The sequence below is a fragment of the Stenotrophomonas sp. OVS01A genome (assembly GCF_019969775.1).
Taxonomy (GTDB): domain Bacteria; phylum Pseudomonadota; class Gammaproteobacteria; order Xanthomonadales; family Xanthomonadaceae; genus Stenotrophomonas; species Stenotrophomonas indicatrix.
Genome location: NZ_JAHXYV010000001.1, coordinates 1,843,930 through 1,863,219, shown reverse-complemented (window position 1 = coordinate 1,863,219; position 19,290 = coordinate 1,843,930). Strand labels below are relative to the sequence as shown.

The 19,290-nt window shown below is 66.5% G+C and carries 17 protein-coding genes; 13 read left to right on the top strand and 4 right to left on the bottom strand.

All coding sequences use genetic code 11. The features are described from left to right. Positions 1–50: 50 nt before the first annotated feature. From LC407_RS08700 to LC407_RS08690, 3 genes are all read left to right on the top strand, one after another. Positions 51–1,409: an MFS transporter gene (locus tag LC407_RS08700; protein WP_223482643.1), complete on the top strand. Its 1,359-nt coding sequence runs from the start codon at positions 51–53 to the stop codon at positions 1,407–1,409. After that, the gene (locus LC407_RS08695) at positions 1,409–1,795 is read left to right on the top strand and encodes a DUF4440 domain-containing protein (protein WP_223482642.1); all 387 of its coding nucleotides are present in this window, start codon (positions 1,409–1,411) and stop codon (positions 1,793–1,795) included. The genes LC407_RS08700 and LC407_RS08695 overlap by 1 nt, the downstream gene beginning before the upstream one ends. Before the next feature lie 202 nt (positions 1,796–1,997). Further along, positions 1,998–3,908 carry a CocE/NonD family hydrolase gene (locus tag LC407_RS08690; protein WP_059064464.1) on the top strand — a complete coding sequence of 637 codons (1,911 nt, stop codon included), beginning with the start codon at positions 1,998–2,000 and terminating at the stop codon, positions 3,906–3,908. A gap of 501 nt (positions 3,909–4,409) precedes the next feature. Here LC407_RS08690 and LC407_RS08685 read toward each other — a convergent pair. Next, positions 4,410–5,363 (bottom strand): AraC family transcriptional regulator, encoded by a 954-nt coding sequence (locus LC407_RS08685; protein ID WP_025878502.1) that lies wholly within the window; start codon positions 5,361–5,363, stop codon positions 4,410–4,412. Positions 5,364–5,454: 91 nt separating this feature from the next. Then, complete coding sequence (locus LC407_RS08680) at positions 5,455–5,787, bottom strand: hypothetical protein (protein ID WP_025878503.1); 333 nt, start codon at positions 5,785–5,787, stop codon at positions 5,455–5,457. Between the two features lie 128 nt (positions 5,788–5,915). Here LC407_RS08680 and LC407_RS08675 point away from each other — a divergent pair, with 128 nt between their 5' ends. The 7 genes from LC407_RS08675 to LC407_RS08645 all read left to right on the top strand — a co-directional run bounded on the left by LC407_RS08675 (position 5,916) and on the right by LC407_RS08645 (position 13,697). Beyond that, positions 5,916–6,674, top strand: coding sequence for an SDR family NAD(P)-dependent oxidoreductase (locus tag LC407_RS08675; protein ID WP_025878504.1), 759 nt, complete (start codon positions 5,916–5,918; stop codon positions 6,672–6,674). Positions 6,675–6,806: 132 nt separating this feature from the next. After that, complete coding sequence (locus tag LC407_RS08670) at positions 6,807–7,256, top strand: MgtC/SapB family protein (protein ID WP_223482641.1); 450 nt, start codon at positions 6,807–6,809, stop codon at positions 7,254–7,256. A 177-nt stretch (positions 7,257–7,433) separates the two neighbouring features. Continuing rightward, positions 7,434–9,092: an L-lactate permease gene (gene lldP, locus LC407_RS08665; RefSeq protein WP_025878506.1), complete on the top strand. Its 1,659-nt coding sequence runs from the start codon at positions 7,434–7,436 to the stop codon at positions 9,090–9,092. Positions 9,093–9,145: 53 nt separating this feature from the next. Next, complete coding sequence (lldR, locus tag LC407_RS08660) at positions 9,146–9,910, top strand: transcriptional regulator LldR (protein WP_032975263.1); 765 nt, start codon at positions 9,146–9,148, stop codon at positions 9,908–9,910. 4 nt (positions 9,911–9,914) lie between these two features. Then, positions 9,915–11,054 carry an FMN-dependent L-lactate dehydrogenase LldD gene (lldD, locus tag LC407_RS08655; protein WP_223482640.1) on the top strand — a complete coding sequence of 380 codons (1,140 nt, stop codon included), beginning with the start codon at positions 9,915–9,917 and terminating at the stop codon, positions 11,052–11,054. Beyond that, entirely contained in the window at positions 11,051–12,757 is a 1,707-nt protein-coding gene (gene dld, locus LC407_RS08650; RefSeq protein ID WP_223482639.1) for a D-lactate dehydrogenase, read from the top strand. The genes lldD and dld overlap by 4 nt, the downstream gene beginning before the upstream one ends. A gap of 61 nt (positions 12,758–12,818) precedes the next feature. Further along, on the top strand, positions 12,819–13,697 hold the full coding sequence (locus tag LC407_RS08645; protein WP_223482638.1) for a hypothetical protein: 879 nt from the start codon (positions 12,819–12,821) through the stop codon (positions 13,695–13,697). A 49-nt stretch (positions 13,698–13,746) separates the two neighbouring features. Here LC407_RS08645 and LC407_RS08640 read toward each other — a convergent pair whose 3' ends face one another. After that, complete coding sequence (locus tag LC407_RS08640) at positions 13,747–14,040, bottom strand: hypothetical protein (protein ID WP_025878511.1); 294 nt, start codon at positions 14,038–14,040, stop codon at positions 13,747–13,749. A 168-nt stretch (positions 14,041–14,208) separates the two neighbouring features. Between LC407_RS08640 and LC407_RS08635 the strand changes: the two genes are divergently transcribed. Both LC407_RS08635 and LC407_RS08630 read left to right on the top strand, forming a co-directional pair. Further along, positions 14,209–14,871: a decarboxylase gene (locus tag LC407_RS08635; RefSeq protein ID WP_099784523.1), complete on the top strand. Its 663-nt coding sequence runs from the start codon at positions 14,209–14,211 to the stop codon at positions 14,869–14,871. A gap of 77 nt (positions 14,872–14,948) precedes the next feature. Beyond that, the gene (locus tag LC407_RS08630) at positions 14,949–15,713 is read left to right on the top strand and encodes a CDP-diacylglycerol diphosphatase (RefSeq protein WP_223482695.1); all 765 of its coding nucleotides are present in this window, start codon (positions 14,949–14,951) and stop codon (positions 15,711–15,713) included. On the opposite strand, the gene LC407_RS08625 is transcribed toward LC407_RS08630, so the two are convergent. Next, the gene (locus LC407_RS08625) at positions 15,710–16,315 is read right to left on the bottom strand and encodes a GNAT family protein (protein WP_134832717.1); all 606 of its coding nucleotides are present in this window, start codon (positions 16,313–16,315) and stop codon (positions 15,710–15,712) included. The two genes, LC407_RS08630 and LC407_RS08625, sit on opposite strands and share 4 nt — an antisense overlap. 219 nt (positions 16,316–16,534) lie before the next feature. Between LC407_RS08625 and LC407_RS08620 the strand changes: the two genes are divergently transcribed. Beyond that, a complete protein-coding gene (locus LC407_RS08620) occupies positions 16,535–19,261 on the top strand; it encodes a TonB-dependent receptor (protein WP_223482637.1) in 2,727 nt (908 codons plus the stop codon). Positions 19,262–19,290 lie beyond the last annotated feature (29 nt).

The following is a 19,290-nucleotide window of genomic DNA, read 5'->3' as shown; positions in this document are numbered from 1 at the left end:
CCAACAACGCTGGTCCGCGATGCTGTCGCCTTCGCTGCTGGAGCCTGCTGATGCCTTCCCCACGCCTGCGCCATGAGGCGATCTTCCTGCTGGTGTTCGCGCTGGACCTGGTCAACATGTTCATCGCCACCGTGGCCTACCCGGCGCTGGCGGCCGAGCTGCATGCGGACATCGGCACCTTGGCCTGGGTGGGCACGGCCTACATGCTGGGCCTGAGCGTGGTGATTCCGCTGGCCCCGTGGCTGGCCGCGCGCTGCGGCGAGCGTCGCCTGCTGCTGGCTGCCTTGTTGCTGTTCGCGGTGGCTGCGGGCCTGGCCGGCGCCGCGCCGTCCATCGGCTGGCTGCTGGGCTGGCGGCTGCTGCAGGGGTTGGCTGGCGGGCTGCTGATTCCGGTGGCGCAGGCGGCGGCGTACCGGCAGTGCACGCCTGAGCAACGCGGTGCGCTGACCCGGCGCATCCTGCTGGTGGCGTTGCTGGTGCCGGCGCTTGCACCGGCTCTTGGCGGCCTGCTGGTGCAGTGGCTGTCCTGGCGCGGCGTGCTGTGGGCCAGCCTGCCGCTGGCGGTGCTGGCGATCGCCCTGGTGCTGGCGTGGATGCCGGCCGATGGCCTGCGCAGTGCGCCACGCCTGCAGGGCTATGCACTGGCCACCGCGATGTCTGCGCTGGGCGCGTTGCTGCTGGCATTGACTTGGCTGGGTGAGCCTGACCATCGCTTCGCCGGCGCAGGGTTGCTGCTGCTGGCAGCAGTGCTGGCCGTCGCCCACCTGCGTAATGCACACCGGCAGCCGCAGCCGCTGCTGCGCTGGTCGCTGCTGTCCCATCGAGGCCTGCGCATGGCGATGCTGGTCTATCTGGCGGTGCCGGGTGTGTTCATCGGCAGCCAGCTGGCCAGTACCCTGCAGTTGAACCACGCCGGTTACAGCGCCGCGCAGATCGGCGCCTTGATGTTGCCGTGGGCGCTGGCCTCGGCACTGGCAATCACCGGCAGCCGACGCTTGCTGGCGCGCTTCGGGCCGGGCTCGGTGCTGCGGCTGGGCATGGTCCTGCAGGCCAGCGGTCTGCTGCTGATGGCGCTGCAATCGCAGCCCCCCTTCACGCTGGCCGCAACGCTGTTCGCCCTGATGGGCGCTGGCGGCAGCCTGTGCAGTAGCACCGCGCAGACGTTGGCGTTCCAGGGTGTGGACGCCGAGGCGCTGGGCGATGCCAGTGCGCTGTGGAACCTCAACCGCCAGCTCAGCTTCTGCCTGGGTACCGCCGCCATTGCTCTGCTGCTGGCCTTGGCCATGCAGTGGTGGCCGGCGCATGCCACCGGCGTGGCGTTGGGCCTGGCGGCCGTACTCACCCTGTTGCCGCTGGCGCTGCTGCGCCGGTCGCAGCTGCATTCCCTTTCCACTCCGGAGACTGCTTGATGGACATGACCGCCGAACACGAAATCCACCTGCTGCACGACAAGCTGCAGGCCTGGTTCCGCGCAGAGATCGAGGCCGATGCACTGGCTGATCTGATGGAACATTTCTGCGCGGACTTCAGCATGGTCGGCATCTCCGGTCGCAGGTTGGACCGCGCCGCCGTGCAGGCGCTGTTCGTGGGCGGACACGGCGCCCGGCCGGGACTGCGGATCGCCATCGAGGCCGTGCAGGCGGTGGAAGCGCCGTCGCCGCTGGCGATGCTGCGTTATCGCGAGGGACATGCCGTGGGTGCGGGAGAAACCGCGTGGCGGGAATCGCTGGCAGTGCTGCGGCAGGAAGGAGGGCACTGGCGCTGGCTGGCCCTGCATGAAGTACCGGTGGCGTGATGGATCCGCCGGGCATGGCCCGGCGCTACCGTGGTTGGTCGTGAACGGGTAGCACCGGGCCATGCCCGGTGAGCGCGGCGGCAGCAGACCGCACATGTGCCATCAGTCCTGCCTGTAAACGCCGCAGAATGCAAAGCAGGCACGCGCTTTGCCGGGGGCTACGGGAGTAGGCTGGGGCCTTTCCTGCCGGGAGGTGATGTCCATGCGTGTGCGTGCCGTTGCTGTTGCCGTAGCCCTGAGCCTGTCCAGCGCCGTGCTGGCCGCCGACACGCCGCCGATGACCCCGGACATCAGCGGAAAACCCTTCGTCGCCCCCGATGTGGGCCGCGACTACGACAAGCGCGTGGTGATGGTGCCGATGCGTGATGGCACCAAGCTGTACACGGTGATCGTGGTGCCCAAGGGCGCCCGCAATGCACCGATCCTGCTGACCCGCACACCGTACGACGCCGCCGGCCGCGCCAGCCGCAGCGATTCGCCGCGCATGCGCGATCTGCTGCCGCAGGGCGATGAAGTGTTCGTCGATGGCGGCTACATCCGCGTGTTCCAGGACATCCGTGGCAAGTACGGCTCCGAAGGCGATTACGTGATGACCCGGCCGCTGCGTGGGCCACTGAACGGTACCAAGGTCGATCATTCCACCGATGCGTGGGACACCATCGATTGGCTGGTCAAGCATGTGCCGGAGACCAACGGCAAGGTCGGCATGCTCGGCTCGTCGTACGAAGGCTTCACCGTGGTGATGGCGCTGACCGATCCGCACCCCGCACTGAAGGTGGCCGCGCCGCAGAGCCCGATGGTCGATGGCTGGATGGGTGACGACTGGCTCAACTACGGCGCCTTCCGCCAGGTCAATTTCAACTACTTCGCGATGCAGACCGAGAAGCGGGGCAAGGGCACGCCGCTGCCGTCGCTGGGCTACGACGATTACAGCACTTTCCTGCGCATCGGCTCGGCCGGTGACTACGCGCGCTTTACCGGCGTGGACCAGCTGACCTGGTGGAAAAAGCTGGTACAGCACCCCGCATACGATGCGTTCTGGCAGGGCCAGGCGCTGGATGCGGTGATGGCGAAGACGCCGCTGAAGGTGCCGACCATGTGGCTGCAGGGCCTGTGGGACCAGGAAGACATGTGGGGTGCCAACCACGCCTACCAGGCGATGGAAGGGCGCGACACCGGCAACACCCACAACTACCTGGTGATGGGCCCGTGGCGGCACAGCCAGGTGAACTATGACGGCAGCCAGCTTGGGGCGCTGAAATTCGATGGCGATACCGCACTGCAGTTCCGCCGCGACGTGCTCAAGCCATTCTTCGACCAGTATCTGGTGGATGGCGCGCCGAAGGCCGATACGCCACCAGTGCTGGTCTACAACACCGGTGAAAACCACTGGGACCGCCTGCAGGGCTGGCCGCGCAGCTGCGAGAAGGCGTGCGCGGCAAACAGCAAGCCGCTGTACCTGCGTGCCGGTGGCAAGCTGGCGTTCCAGGCGCCGGCTGCGGGCGAGGGCGACTTCGAGGAATACGTGTCTGATCCGTCCAAGCCGGTGCCGTTCGTACCGCGTCCGGTGCGCTTTGGCGACCGCGACATGTGGACGACCTGGCTGGTCAAGGATCAGCGCTTCGTCGATGGCCGCCCCGACGTGCTGACCTTCATCACCGAGCCGTTGACCGCACCGCTGCGTATCGGAGGTACGCCGGTGGTGAACCTGCAGGCGTCCACCAGTGGCACCGACAGCGACTGGGTGGTGAAGCTGATCGACGTGTATCCCGACCAGGAAGCATCGACACCGGAGATGGGCGGCTATGAGCTGCCGGTGTCGCTGGCGATCTTCCGTGGCCGCTACCGCGAGAGCTTCAGCGACCCCAAGGCATTGGCGGCCAACCAGGTGCTGCCGTACCGTTTCGACCTGCCCAATGCCAACCACACCTTCCAGAAGGGCCACCGGGTGATGGTGCAGGTGCAGTCCAGCCTGTTCCCGCTGTACGACCGCAACCCACAGACCTACGTGCCGAACATCTACCTGGCCAAGCCGGGTGACTACCAGAAGGCGACGCAGCGGGTATGGCACAGCGCCGCGCAGGCCAGTTACATCGAACTGCCGGTGTACTGAGACGGAGGGGATGACGCCGGGCACGGCCCGGCGCTACCCCGGTCGCGCGATGTCGGTAGCGCCGGGTGTGGTAGTGCCGGCCGCTGGCCGGCAACGCGATGGTGCGAAAGCGTGAACAGATCGCTTGCAGGACCGACGGGGTAGTGCCGGCCGCTGGCCGGCAACCCGGTGGCGCGAAAGCGTGTCGACCAAGGTCGACACCTACCGGAACAGATCGCCTGCAGGACCGAGGGGGTAGTGCCGGCCGCTGGCCGGCAACGCGGTGGTGCGAAAGCGTGTCGACCAAGGTCGACACCTACCGGACAGATCGCTTGCAGGACCGAGGGGGTAGTGCCGGCCGCTGGCCGGCAACCCGGTGGCGCGAAAGCGTGTCGACCAAGGTCGACACCTACCGGAACAGATCGCCTGCAGGACCGAGGGGGTAGTGCCGGCCGCTGGCCGGCAACGCGGTGGTGCGAAAGCGTGTCGACCAAGGTCGACACCTGCCCGGGCAGATGCGCTTCAACCAACCTTCGAAGGGCCGGTGCGCCAGCGGCTGGGCACCAGCCCGAAGCGCTTGCGGAATGCGGCAGCGAAGTTGCTGGGATGCCGATAGCCGGTTTCCGCAGCCGCCTGTTCCACGCTCCAGCCGGATTCGCGAAGGCCCTGCTCGGCATGTCGCATGCGTTGCTCGTGCAGGTAGTCGAACACCGAGCAGCCATACGCCTGGACGAAGTGCCGGCGCAGGGCGCTGGGGCTCATGCAGGCCAGTTGGGCAAGTTCCAGCAGGCTGTGCGCATGGCCAGGGTCGTCGTGCAGGAACGTCCGTACGCGTTCCAGCCGCGCCCGCTGGCCACTGCGCAGCGCACGCGCACCTTCGGCGTGCAGATCATCGGCCTGCAGGCCGGTGGACAGCAACTGCAGGGCAATGCCCTCGCGCCACAGCGCATCCAGGCCGTCCTGCCAGGGGCTGTCGAACAGCTGCGCGAGAGGCGGCAGCATCGCGTGCGGAATCGCCCAGTGCCTGCATTCCATGTGTGAACCCAATGCCCGCTGCAATTGCGGTTGCCGCAGCAGGTCCGGGTCCAGATCGGCTGGCACCATCAGGCTGATGCCACGCAGGCGCATATTGCCGGGATGGACGCCGACCATTGCCACATGGTCGCGGTGGCTGGTGGTCACTGCGGTGCCTGCGCGCAGGCTGAAGTCACTGCGGTTGGGAACCTGCACGTCGACCTGGCCCTGCAGCATCACGCGGATGACCAGGCCGGGCCGTTCGTGCGCTGTGGCGGTGTAGGCGATGCGGTTGTGCACATCCGATGCGAGCAGGCTCATGCCGCCGCGCAGGGTCTGTTCGTGCAGGTCGCCATGACCGGCCCACTGTTCTTCGCGCAGGTGGCTTGGATCGGCACGGTAGTCATAGCCGTGTCGCTGGCCAAAACGGCGGTAATCGGCAAACGTGAAATATCGGGACATCGCTCGGCGCTCAACCATGGATGATGGGTGCCGGCGACGATGTGCCCGCACGTTCCATCGTGCACCTGCAGCGCGGATCGGTCCTGCGCTTTCAGAGTTGGAAATAGATTCCTGTCATTTTCTCCAATGCCAGCCCGAATGCGATATCCAACGGGTCAATCGATTGGCATTTACGGCCAAGTTGAAGATCGCGCAGCAATGCGCGTGCGTACTGTAACTGCTCGGGACGGGTGATCGATTCGTCTTCGTAGTGGTCAAAGAGCAGGCCGAACCGCGTATTGAGGGTAGTGAGGAAGCCGCTGTCGAACAGCAGATCGACCGTGGCATCGCTGAGCATCACTTCGTACAGATCGCCAGGCAGGCAGGAATCGGTATCCAGCCGCCGTTCGGCATCGGCAGAAAGTGGAACGCAGGCTGTACGCATGGAAGCTCAGGTGGCGGGCATGCGCGCAAGTATCACGCATGCAGCGCTTTCGTCACGAAGAAGGGCGTAGTGTCGGTGAGGTCGGACGGTTCTGTCCGCATCGATTTCCCAACAGATGGAGACCACAGATGATTGATTACCGACTCAACGGAAAAACCGCGATCGTCACCGGTGGTGTATCCGGTATCGGCCTGGCGGTAGCGGAAACGCTCGCTGCATCGGGCGCGCGCATATCGGTGTGGGACCTGAAGCAGGATGCGGTGGATGCCACGGTGGCCACGCTGCGCAACCAAGGGGCCGAGGCCATCGGTGTCGCGTTGGATGTCACCGACGAGGCGGCGGTGGAAGCGGCGGTGCAGCGCACGGTGAAGGAACTGGGCGGCGTGCATGTTGCAGTGAATAACGCCGGCATCGGCGGGCCAGCGGCAAGCAGCGGCGACTATCCCATTGATGGCTGGAAGCGCGTGGTCGATGTGAACCTGACCAGCGTGTTCCTGTGCCAGCGGGCGCAGATCCAGGCGATGCGCACGGCGGGCAGCGGCGGCAGCATCATCAACATGGCCTCCATCCTGGGCCAGGTCGGGTATGCCGGTTCGACCGCCTACGCGGCCGCCAAGCACGGCGTGGTCGGCCTGACCCAGACGGCTGCATGGGAGCACGCTGCCGATGGCATCCGCATCAATGCGGTGGGCCCGGGCTTCATCAACACGCCGTTGCTGGAAAAGATGGACGCCAAAGTGCGTGCCACCCTGGAGGGCCGGCATGCACTCAAGCGCTTGGGAACGCCGCAGGAAGTGGCCGCGCTGGTCGCCTGGCTGGCCAGCGACGATGCCTCGTTCGCGACGGGTGCCTACTACGCCATCGACGGTGGTTACCTGGCGCAGTAGTGCCGGCCGCTGGCCGGCAACTCCCGTTGCATGGAACAAGGCGGCATCGCCCGGTGAAGAGGGCGTGCCATCGCCTTCACCCCCGTCCCACGGCCGCCGGGCAACGCTCCGGGAAACTTCCGGAGCCTCCCCATGGAACTTACCCAGGACATGTCCATTCTGCTGCGCGTGGCCGCCGCCATGGTCTTTGGCGGCGTGCTGGGCGTTGAACGTGAGATGGGCAAGCACGCTGCCGGCCTGCGCACGCACATGCTGATTGCCGGTGCCGCTGCGCTGATCGTCGGCCTCGGTGATTCGGTGGCCGAACACTTCCAGCAGGAACGCTACCGCGATCTGCTGCAGGTCGACCCGGTGCGATTGATCGAAGCGGTGGTGGCCTGCGTGGGCTTCGTTGCCGCCGGCACCATCCTGCGCGGCAGTCGCGAAGACCAGGTCAGCGGGCTCACCACGGCCAGTTCGCTGGTGATGGCCGCGGCCATCGGTATTGCCGTGGGCATCGGCAAGTACGTGATCGCGCTCGGTGTCAGCGTGCTGTGCGTGCTGGTGCTGGCGTTGATACGGCGGGTGGAGAAGAAGCTGTAATCGCTAAATGGTAAGACCAATAATTCCGTATAGCCCTATGGTCTAATAGGCTGTCGGCAGGATTGGAGGTTCAATTCGCGCCTGTGGTCCGATTGTTGGTCAATGTGGTACGACCAATATATGACGGGCCCGACGCCCCCACCCGGTGGGGAACCTCCTGTTCCTGTCGAGAGCCCTATGCAGCCCTGGCAACACGTGTACGACCCCGCCGGCAACCTTTGGTTGTCGAGCCTGATCGCGCTGCTGCCGATCGCCTTCTTCTTCATCGCCCTGGCCGTGCTGCGCATGAAGGGCTGGATCGCTGGCACCATCACGGTGGCCATCGCCCTTGCCGTGGCGCTGCTGTTCTATCGCATGCCGGTGGCGCAGGCGCTGGGCGCGGCCGGCTTCGGCTTCGTCTATGGCCTGTGGCCGATCGCCTGGATCATCATCGGCGCGGTGTTCCTGTACAAGGTTTCGGTCAAGACCGGCCAGTTCGACATCATCCGTGCCTCGATCCTGTCGGTCACCGAGGACCAGCGATTGCAGATGCTGATGGTCGGCTTTGCCTTCGGTGCCTTCCTGGAAGGTGCAGCCGGGTTCGGTGCGCCGGTGGCGATCACCGCCGCGCTGCTGGTCGGGCTGGGCTTCAAGCCGCTGTATGCGGCCGGCCTGTGCCTGATCGTCAACACCGCGCCGGTGGCGTTCGGCGCGATGGGCATCCCGATCATCGTGGCGGGGCAGGTGACCGGCCTGGATGCCTTCGAGATCGGCCAGATGGCCGGCCGCCAGCTGCCGTTCCTGACTGTCATCGTGCTGTTCTGGATCATGGCGATCATGGACGGCTGGCGCGGCATCAAGGAAACCTGGCCGGCGGTGCTGGTGGCCGGCGGTTCGTTCGCCATCGCCCAGTACCTGACCTCCAACTTCATCGGCCCGGAACTGCCGGACATCACCGCCTCGCTGGCGTCGCTGGTCTGCCTGACCCTGTTCCTGCGCCGCTGGAAGCCGGTACGGATCTTCCGCTTCGATACCGAAACCAGTGCTGAGGCGGCAGCACAGGCAATGGAGGCGCCGCGCCACAGCGTCGGCCAGATCGCCAAGGCGTGGTCGCCGTTCCTGATCCTCACTGCGATGGTCACCGTGTGGAGCATCAAGCCGTTCAAGTCGCTGTTCGCAGCCGGTGGCCCGCTTGAAGGCTGGGTGCTGAAGATTCCGGTGCCGGGCCTGGACCAGATGGTGCAGAAGATGCCGCCGATCGTCGATGCGCCGCTGAGCTATGAGGCGGTGTACAAGTTCGACTGGTTCTCGGCCACGGGTACCTCGATCATCCTTGCCGCAATCATTGCGATCATCGCCCTGCGCATGCCGGCGCGCTCGGCGCTGCAGACCTTCGCTGAAACCGTGCGCGAACTGCGCATGCCGATCTTTTCGATCGGCATGGTGCTGGCGTTCGCCTTCATCGCCAACTATTCGGGCCTGTCGGCAACGCTGGCGCTGGCACTGGCGCACACCGGCAAGGCGTTCCCGTTCTTCTCGCCGTTCCTGGGCTGGCTGGGCGTGTTCCTGACCGGTTCGGATACCTCGTCCAATGCACTGTTCTCGGCGCTGCAGGCGACCACCGCGCAGCAGATCGGCGTGTCCGACGTGCTGCTGGTAGCGGCCAACACCACTGGCGGTGTCACCGGCAAGATGATCTCGCCGCAGTCCATTGCCATTGCCTGCGCGGCGGTGGGCCTGGCCGGCAAGGAGTCGGACCTGTTCCGCTTCACCGTCAAGCACAGCCTGATCTTCACCACGATGGTCGGCCTGATCACCTTGGCCCAGGCCTACTGGTTGACCTGGATGATTCCCTGAGCCATGCAGTACAGGCTGACCAACAGCGGCGTGCTTCGGGCCACAATGGCGCCATGAGCACACAACGGGTTTCGGACAAGGTGGCCGCGCAGCTGCGTGCGCTGGTGCAGGAACAGCAGTTGCAGCCGGGCGACAGGCTGCCGGCCGAGCGCACGCTGGCCGTTCAGCTGGGGGTCTCGCGCACCGCGCTGCGCGAGGCCATCGCGCAGTTGTCCAGCCATGGTCTGCTGACCGCGCGGGTAGGCGGTGGCACTTACGTGAGCGAGCCCGCCGCACGTGCGCGGCAGGCACTGGATGAACCGCTGGTGCCGTACCTGCCGCTGTTCCAGGGGGACCCGGAATACCGCTTCGATGTGCTGGAAATCCGCCACGCGCTGGAAGGCGCCACGGCCTGGCACGCCGCGCTGCGCGCCACCGACGAGGACCGCGCGCGCATCGCCCAGGCGTTCCAGACCATGATGGATGCACATGGCAAGGACGACCCCGCCGGTGAGGCGCAGGCCGATGCGGCCTTCCACCTGTCCATCGCCGAGGCCTCGCACAACCTGGTATTGCTGCAGGTGATGCGCGGCCTGTTCGAACTGCTGCAGACCAATATCTCGCAGAGCCGCGAAAAGCTCTACACCTCGGCCAGGACCTTCTCGCCGCTGTCCGACCAGCATCGCGAAATGATGGATGCGGTGCTGGCCGGCGACCCCGAACGTGCGCGCGCCGCCGCGCATGCCCACCTCGAGTTCGTGCACACCACGCTGCGCACCCTCGATGACAACGAAGCCCGGCGTGCGCGGGCTTCGCGTCTACCTTCCCCACACGGTTGACCCCATGATCATCTCCGCCTCCACCGATTACCGTGCCGCAGCCGAACGCCGGCTGCCGCCGTTCCTGTTCCACTACATCGATGGTGGCGCGTATGCCGAGCACACGCTGAAGCGCAACGTGTCCGATCTGTCCGACATCGCGCTGCGCCAGCGCGTCCTGCGCAACATGTCCGACCTGAGCCTGGAAACCGAGCTGTTCGGCGAGAAGCTGGCGATGCCGGTGGCACTGGCACCGGTCGGTCTGACCGGCATGTATGCCCGTCGCGGCGAAGTGCAGGCCGCGCGTGCAGCCGACAGCCGCGGCATTCCGTTCACGCTTTCCACGGTGTCGGTGTGCCCGATCGAAGAAGTCGCCCCGGCGATCCAGCGCCCGATGTGGTTCCAGCTGTACGTGCTGCGCGATCGCGGTTTCATGCGCAATGCGCTGGAGCGCGCGCAGGCGGCCGGTGTAACCACCCTGGTATTCACTGTCGACATGCCGGTGCCGGGCGCGCGCTATCGCGACGCACACTCGGGCATGAGTGGTCCGAACGCTGCAATGCGCCGCATCGGCCAGGCCATCACCCATCCGCGCTGGGCGTGGGACGTGGGCCTGCGCGGACGCCCGCATGACCTCGGCAACATCTCCACCTACCGTGGCAACCCAACGGGCCTGGAGGACTACATCGGCTGGCTGGGCAGCAACTTCGATCCGTCCATTTCGTGGAAGGACCTGGAGTGGATCCGTGAGTTCTGGAAAGGCCCGATGGTGATCAAGGGCATCCTCGACCCGGACGATGCGCGTGATGCGGTCGCGTTCGGCGCCGATGGCATCGTGGTCTCCAACCATGGCGGCCGCCAGCTCGACGGCGTGCTGTCCACCGCACGGGCGTTGCCGGCCATCGCCGACGCCGTGCAGGGTGACCTGAAGGTCCTCGCCGATTCCGGCATCCGCACCGGCCTGGACGTGGTGCGCATGCTGGCGCTGGGCGCCGACGCCGTGCTGCTGGGCCGCGCGTTCGTCTACGCTCTTGCCGCGCAGGGCGAGGCCGGCGTGGCCAACCTGCTGGACCTGATCGCCAAGGAAATGCGCGTGGCGATGACCCTGACCGGCGCGCATCGCATTGCCGATATCGGCCGTGATTCGCTGGTGCGCCTGCCATGAGTGATCGCGATACGGTGCTGGAACAGTTGCGTGCCGCGGTGGGGGACCGCCACGTACTGACCGGCGACAAGGCCACCCGTCGCTTCCGTCGCGGCTATCGCTTCGGTGATGGCCCGGTACTGGCGGTGGTGCGCCCGGGCACGCTGCTGCAACTGTGGAACGTGCTGCAGGCCGCGGTGCAGGGCGGGGCCGCGATCATCCTGCAGGCGGCCAATACCGGCCTGACCGGCGGTTCCACCCCGGACGGCGACGACTACGGCCGGCCGATCGTGCTGGTCAGCACCCTGCGCCTGACCGGCATCCAGCTGTTGAATGAAGGCCGCCAGGTGCTGTGCCTGCCCGGCGCGACGCTGGACCGGCTGGAGCAGACGCTGGCGCCACTGGGCCGCGAGCCGCACTCGGTGATCGGCTCGTCGTGCATCGGCGCCTCGGTGCTGGGCGGCATCTGCAACAACTCCGGTGGCGCGCTGGTGCGCCGTGGCCCGGCCTATACCGAACTGGCGCTGTATGCGCAGGTCGACGCGCGGGGTGAACTGCAACTGGTCAACCATCTGGGCATCGCGCTGGGCGACACGCCCGAGCAGATCCTGCAACGCCTGCAGAGCGGTGACTACAGCGCCGCCGATGTCAGCGACGGTGATGGCCGTGCCGCCTCCGATCCGCGTTATGCCGAGGAAGTGCGCAAGGTCGATGCCGATACCCCGGCACGCTTCAACGCCGACCCCAGCCGCCATTTCGAGGCGGCCGGATCTGCCGGCAAGCTGGCGGTGTTCGCCGTGCGCCTGGATACCTTCGAGAAGGAGGCCGCCGAGGTCTTCTATATCGGCAGCAACCGCACCGACAGCCTGACCGCGATCCGCCGCCAGCTGCTGACCGGCTTCGAGCGCCTGCCCATCGCCGGCGAGTACATTCACCGTGATGCGTATGACATCGGCGAGCGCTACGGCAAGGACAGTTTCCTGCTGATCGACAAGCTCGGTACCGCGCGCGTTCCGGCCGCATTCGCACTGAAGAGCCGGGTTGATGGCTGGTTCGAACGGCTGGGCCTGCGCGGTGTCACCGACCGGATGATGCAGGCGCTGGCCGGCCTGTTGCCCTCGCACCTGCCCAAGCGCATGGGCGAGTTCCGCCAGCGTTACGAGCATCACCTGCTGCTGAAGGTGTCCGCACAGGATGCGGCTGCCACCGAGGCCTGGCTGCGCGGCTTCTTCAACGACCACGAAGGCGGCTACTTCCATTGCACGGCGGACGAAGGACGCAAGGCCTTCCTGCATCGTTTCGCGGTGGCCGGTGCGGCGGTGCGCTACCGCGAAGTGCATCGCCGGCAGGTGCAGGACATCGTCGCGCTGGACATCGCGCTGCGCCGCGATGACGCCGACTGGTTCGAGCAGCTGCCGGCCGATATCGATGGGCGCCTGCTGCACAAGCTGTACTACGGCCATTTCCTGTGCCATGTGTTCCACCAGGACTACATCGCGCGCAAGGGTGAAGATCCGATGGCCATCGAGCATGCGATGTGGGCGTTGCTGGACCAGCGCGGCGCGGAGTACCCGGCCGAGCACAACGTCGGCCACCTGTATCCGGCCAAGCCGGCGCTGGCCGGCTTCTACCGCACGCTGGACCCGAGCAATACCTTCAACCCCGGCATCGGCCAGACGTCGAAGGCGAGGGGCTGGGGCAGCTGCGACTGCGACGGGCACTGAGCCGCAACGCGGCGCCTGCGCTACCATCGGTCTCTCGCAAGGACGTGCCGGTGCGCACAGGATGAACATGGTTTCCACGCGCATGGCTTACGCGGTGCTGTCTGTACTGCTGCTGGCATCGTCGTTGCCTGCAGCGGCGGACGTTGCGCCCGTTCAACGGGACGCGGCAGGCAACCGGCTGGAGACGCTGCTGCTGCAGGGCGGGCAGGGACCGGACGGCCCGGAGCGCTACTGCACTGCTGATGGCCAGTGGTGCGTGCAGGCGCTGCCTTCAGCGGGCGAAGACCAGCCGGCCTCGCTGGAAGTTGCCGAGCGCGCGGATGCTGAAGGCGAGCCGCAGATGCGCTACGTGCCCATCGACGTGGTTGACGATGGCGACCTGCGGGTCTGGCCCTTCATCGTGCGCCTGGCGCCCGGCGCCGGGGCAGGCCAGGCCGTAGCCGATCCACAACAGGCCGCATTGCAGAACGTGCTCGTCGGCGGTCTGGTGGAGGCCCGTGCGATGTATTCAGGCGGCGGTGCCAGCGCATCGACCCTGCACCTGGCGCGCATCCGTCATCTTGACGATGGCATCCAGGTGGACGCCGACGTGCTGTCCGTTGCGTGGTCGGCCAACAAGATGATCCGGGCCTGTTTCAGCGAGCGCGATTTTGATCAGCGTGCCGGCGCCTGCCATGACGAGTACAGCTTCGATGCGGAACTTGCGCTGGCAACCGAAGCGCAGGACATGCCCGTACTGCGCTACCAGACCGGGGCCACCAACTATCCGGCCGGGGTATCACCGCAGCGGGATTCGCTGGCCAAGGGGCGGTTGACGAAGAAGGACCTGCGCACCGAACAGGATGCGCAATGCAGCTACACGCGCATCTTCCGCTTCACGTCAGGGGCGTACCAGCCGGACCAGCCGCTGCCGGAGTGCTCGGCCTACACCGAGCCCTGAGCCATGGAGCCGGACGCATGCCCGGCTCTGCGCAACGGCCGTGACGCGCTTACTCGCAGCGGGTGGCGGTGATGATGTTGTCCTTGTCCACGAACACGCGCAGGCGGTCCTGGCGGATGTCCTTGGTGGTGATGGTGGCCGGGCCGATGGGGTTGACCATGCCGGCGCCGCTTTCGCTGGACAGGCGGCGGATGTTCGGCTCGTTGGCCGGCTGGCCGATGGCCCAGCCCAGCTGGCTGGCATCGCAGCGGCCACTGCCCTTGACCTCCGGGCCGGGAGTGCTGACACAGGCCGACAGCAACAAGGCCGAGGCGGGCAGCAACAGAGTCAGGCGGATGGTCATGCGGGCGCTCCTGCGCAGGGGATTGGCGGCACGATAGCACTGACCGCGCGAAACCCGGCAGCGTTCGGGTCATTGCCCGCGCGGCCGCCGCACTGCATAGTGGCCGGCGTTGCCGGCAACGTGCCGGCGGGCAGGCCGGGCCACTCCGGTGCAGGTGTTGGGTCCGGTATGAGGTCAGGCAGTTTCCGTGGCAGGCAGAACGCAGTGAAGGCGACGGCAGTGCTGTCGTTGCTCTGCATGGCAGTGGCAGCCATGGCTGCCGAACCGACGCCAGCGCCGGCGGCCGAAGCGCCGGTATTTGGTGGCTGGCGCAACCTGCAGACCGAAGCCGGTTACCAGCCGGCGCAGCGCAACCTGGCGTTCGCGATGCTGCCGCAGGCCGCAACCCGTGGTGATCGCTTCGCCATCCTCGACCGTGAAGGCAAGCGCACGGTGTGCTGCCTGCAGGTGGCCAGCGAGTCGCTGGGTGTTGCCGCGCTTCGCGAGCAGTACCACCTGCCGCAGGCCGGGGTGACCGATCTGAGCAACGGCCGCAGCCCGGCGCGCCCGTATCTGCCGCATGTCTATGCGATGCAGCGGGTGGATGAACTGGCCGATTATGGTTTCGCCGATGTTGCCGGTGCCTACAGCGACCTGGGCGGGCTGCTGCTGCCCGACGCTGCCGCGCTGGCTGCCGACGGCACCGAGGTGCGCGTGGGCGAGGGCCATTATCGCCTGCAGTTCCACCGCCAGCCGCTGGCCGATGATGACGGCGCACTGGACCGGTACACCCTGCAGGTGCTGCCTGCCGGCGCCCCGGTCGTGGTTGAAGTGCCGTTCGGCACCTACTGATTGCCACATCCCACTGGCTAGAATGGCGCGCGGCGCTGCCTGCGCGCCTGATCCTGCGAGTTGTTGCCGTGCGATTTCTGTTGCTGCCCCTGCTGTTGCTGGCCGGTTGTGCCAGCGTGCCCCCTGCGCCACCACCGGCCCATTCGGATGCGCTGTGGCGCCTGATCGAACGTGATTGCCAGGGTGCACAGTCGCCACGCGGCGATTGCCTGCAGGTGCGCCCGGCCGTTGATCACCGCGATGTGCTGGTCAAGGACGCGCACGGCCGCTATCAGTTCCTGCTGATGCCACTGGACAAGGTCAGTGGCATCGAAAGTCCCGCGTTGTACCGGCGCGGGGCACCCAATTACTTTGCTGCCGCCTGGCAGGCCCGCGCTCGTACCGAGCAGGCACTTGGCCAGCGGTTGCCGCGCAGCGTCGCCAGCCTGGCATTGAACTCGCCGCATGGACGTTCGCAGCACCAGCTGCACATCCACGTCGATTGCCTGCGCGCCGACGTGCTGCGGGCGCTGGAAGACAATCGCGCGGCCCTCGGCACGCAGTGGGCACCGCTGCCGGTACGGCTGCGCGGCCATCAATACCAGGCGCGGTTGCTGCCGGGCGAGGCGTTGACTGCCAATCCCCTCAACCTGCTGGCCTATGGCCTGAGCGGTGTGGACAGGGTTGGCCAATGGAGCCTGCTGGTGGCGGGGCACGAGGGCGTGCATGGCGCGCCGGGTTTCATCCTGCTGGCCACGCAGTTGGATCCCGGCAGCGACAACGATGCCAGCGCAGAGGAACTGCAGGACCATGCCTGCAGCGTGTTGACCGGCGCGGATGCTTCGCTGGAGCGGGTGCGCTAGTTCTCTGCTGACTGCCGTTGCAGCCAGGCAGGGGCTGTCAGGGCGTAGAGCTGGCGGTCCTGCCAGCCTTCGACATCCAGGTGGTGGTCGCGCAGCAGGCCTTCGCGCTCGAATCCGATCGCCTGCAGGGTAGCGACCAGAGCGCTGCCTGCATCGGGCGGCAGCAGCACGAACAGGCGACGGATGCCCACCTGTTCGAACAGGAACGTGCACAGCGCCTGCAACGAAGCGTGCAGCTGCCGCCGCTGGGGACAGCCTGCGGCATGCAGCCAACGCAGTTCAACGCTGCGCGCATGCGCGCAATGCAGGCGCAGGTTCAACTGGTCCAGCAACTCACCCGCTGCGTCGAAGCTGCCCAGCAGCAGATGATCGTTGTCGTGTTGCAGCTGCGAACGCTGCACACCGCAGAGGAAATGGGCTTCGGCATCGAAATGGTCAGGCAGGTTGCTGCTGCGTTCGACCTGTCGATAGTGGTGACGCCAGGCGGAAAGGTCTGAACGCTGCAACGGGCGCAGCACCACAGGCCCGTGCTGGAGCAGCAGGAGGTGGCGGCGCAGCACCGGTCGCAACGGTGGCAGGGAAGTAGGGAAATACCGGTTCATGGGGTGCGACGATGCCGCAGGCCGGCGAGGGGGAACAATGAAAGAAGTTGCAAATGCGGCGCGGTCGCTGGCTGCGGTCTGATTCGGTTCAGGCATAACGCCATCAAGCCTGGTCATTTCCGTTGCAACCATCCGTTCAGGACACTTTCGTTACGGGATCGTTATGCGCACACCGTCGCCAGCGCCCCGGACCACCCGCCCAACTCCCCCAGGAAGCCCATGTCCGCCTCTTCCCTGGCGCTGCGCCCGCGTCCGCTGGTGCTTGCCTTGTCGTCCCTGATGCTGGCCTCGTTGCCGGCCTTCGCGCAGGAAAGCGCACCCACCTCATTGCAGGAAGTGAAGGTCACCGGCTCGCGCATCCCGCGTGCCAGTGTCGAGGGACCGTCGCCGGTCACGGTGATCAGCCGCGAGCAGATCGATGCGCAGGGCTACCGCAATGCATTCGATGCGTTGAGCGCGCTCACCGAGAACACCGGCAACGTGCAGGGCGAGGACTTCGGCAATACCTTCACCCCGGCGGCGAACACCATCAACCTGCGTGGCCTGGGCCCGAACCGCACGCTGGTGCTGGTCAACGGCCGCCGCCAGGCCGACTATCCGCTGGCCTACGAAGGCTCGGTGAACGTGGTCAACCTGGCCAACATCCCCAGTGCGCTGATCGAGCGCATCGAGGTGCTGGCTGCGGGCGCGTCTGCGGTGTATGGCTCCGATGCCATCGCCGGCGTGGTCAACATCATCCTCAAGGACCGCTTCGACGGCGTGGACGTCAACGTGCGTGCCGGCGGCACCCAGCAGGGCGGTGGTGACAACCAGCGCGTGCAGGTGGTGGGAGGCAGCTCGGGCGAACGCTGGGAAGGCCTGTTCGGCTTCGAACTGGACGTGCGCAAGGCGATCCACGCGCGCCAGCGCGATTTCATGGATTCGCTGGACGATGACCCCACCGGCAAGGCGCCGCAGCCGACGGCCGTCGCCTATCGTCGCAATGCAGCCACCGGTCGCAACATCGATCCGGGCACCGCCGGCTGCGATGCGGCTTCGTCCATCTACGGTGGCAGCGTGCTGCGCGCCAACAACCCGCGCCAGGGCTGGTACTGCGGCAGCAACGAAGCCGCTGCCAGTTACTGGACCGTGCAGACCGAGAAGCGCAACCTCAACGGTTACGGCCTGCTGACCTTCCACGTCAACGAGACCACCGATCTGTTTGCGGATGTCGCGCTGGGCAGCGCACGGATCAACAACAATACCCGTGCGCCCACCTGGACCTCGTCACGCAACTACTTCTACAACCAGAACACGGGCAACCTGGAGAGCTGGTACCGCCGCTTCGCGCCGGAGGAAATCGGCGGCCTGCCGCGCAATGCCAATCGCTTCCTGGAAAACTCGTGGTCGTTCAACGTCGGTGCGCGTGGCCAGATCGGCGACAGCGGCTGGGACTACGAGGCCGTCTACAGCCGCTCGCGCTACGAGAACCGCACGCGCCGCCCGGTGCTGCTGGCCGGCATCAACGAGTACCTGCTGGGCCCGCAGCTGGGCGTGCGCAACGGCGTGGAGGTCTATGCACCAGACCCTGCGCGCCTGTTCCAGCCGTTGACGCCCGATGAGTACGGCCGGCTGTCCGACTACCAGGAGAGCCGCAATGCCGCGTGGCTGCAGACCTTCAGCGCGACGGTCAATGGCCGCCTGTTCGCATTGCCCGGTGGCGATGCCGCATTGGCCGCGGTGGTCGAGGCGGGCAGCCAGGGCTACCGCAACCGCCCGGACCCGCGCTTGGGCACCGGCGAATTCTGGAACACCAGCGCCGGCATCGGTGCCGGTGGCGAACGTGACCGCTACGCGGCCGGTGTTGAACTGCAGCTGCCGCTGCTGCAGTCGCTGACCACCACCCTGGCAGGTCGCTACGACCAGTACCGCGCCGGCGGCGAGCATATCGGCAAGGCGACCTGGAGCTTCGGTGTCGAATTCCGTCCGATCGAAAGCCTGCTGATCCGCGGCACCGCGGCCACCAGCTTCCGTGCGCCGGACATGAACTATGTGTTCGCCACCGAGACCCGTGGCTACAACCCCGGCATGACCGACTACTGGCGCTGCCGCACCGCCGGCCAGTCGTATGACAACTGCGACTACAACGGCCTGTCGATCGACTACAGCAACCGCGCCAACCCGCAGCTGCAGCCGGAGTCGGCCAAGTCGTATGGCTTCGGCGTGGTCTGGTCGCCGCTGTCCGGGCTGGATTTCAGCGCCGACTACTACGACATCCGCATCGACAACGAAGTGACCAGCCTCGACACCAGCCGCATCCTGCGTGATGAGGCCGATTGCCGGCTGGGCCGCACCCTCGGCGGCGAAGCGCGCGACATCAGCTCGTCGCTGTGCCAGGACGCGCTGTCGCGGGTGATCCGCAACCCCTCCACTGCCACCGTGCAGCCGGACCAGGTGACCCGCGTACTGATCAACCCGATCAACGCGGCATCGGAGTCGGTGCGCGGCATCGACCTGAAGGGCAACTGGCGCTTCGATGCGGGCCGCTATGGCCGCTTCACCACGCGCCTGGCCTACACCCTGGTGCTGGAGCATGAGTACAAGCAGTTCGCCGATGACGAAGTGCGCGACATCCGCAATTCGCTGGATGACTACCAGTGGCGCAGCAAGGCCAATGGCAGCATCACCTGGAACCAGGGCGACTGGACCACGACGCTGTATGGCAACCGTTTCGGCTCGCTGCCCAAGACCGATGGCAGTGGCCGCATCGCACCGTACATGACCTACAACGCCAGCGTGTTCCGCCAGTTCGGCGAAAACCTGTCGGTGGGCGTGATCGTCAACAACCTGCGCGACAGCCGCCCGCCGGCAGACAAGAACGGTGGCGGTTGGCCGTTCTATCCGGTCGGCAACTACGACCCGTATGGCCGTCAGTTCTGGGTGCAGCTGGATTACCGGTTCCGTTAAGCGATGCAAAAACGAAAGGCCCGGCATTG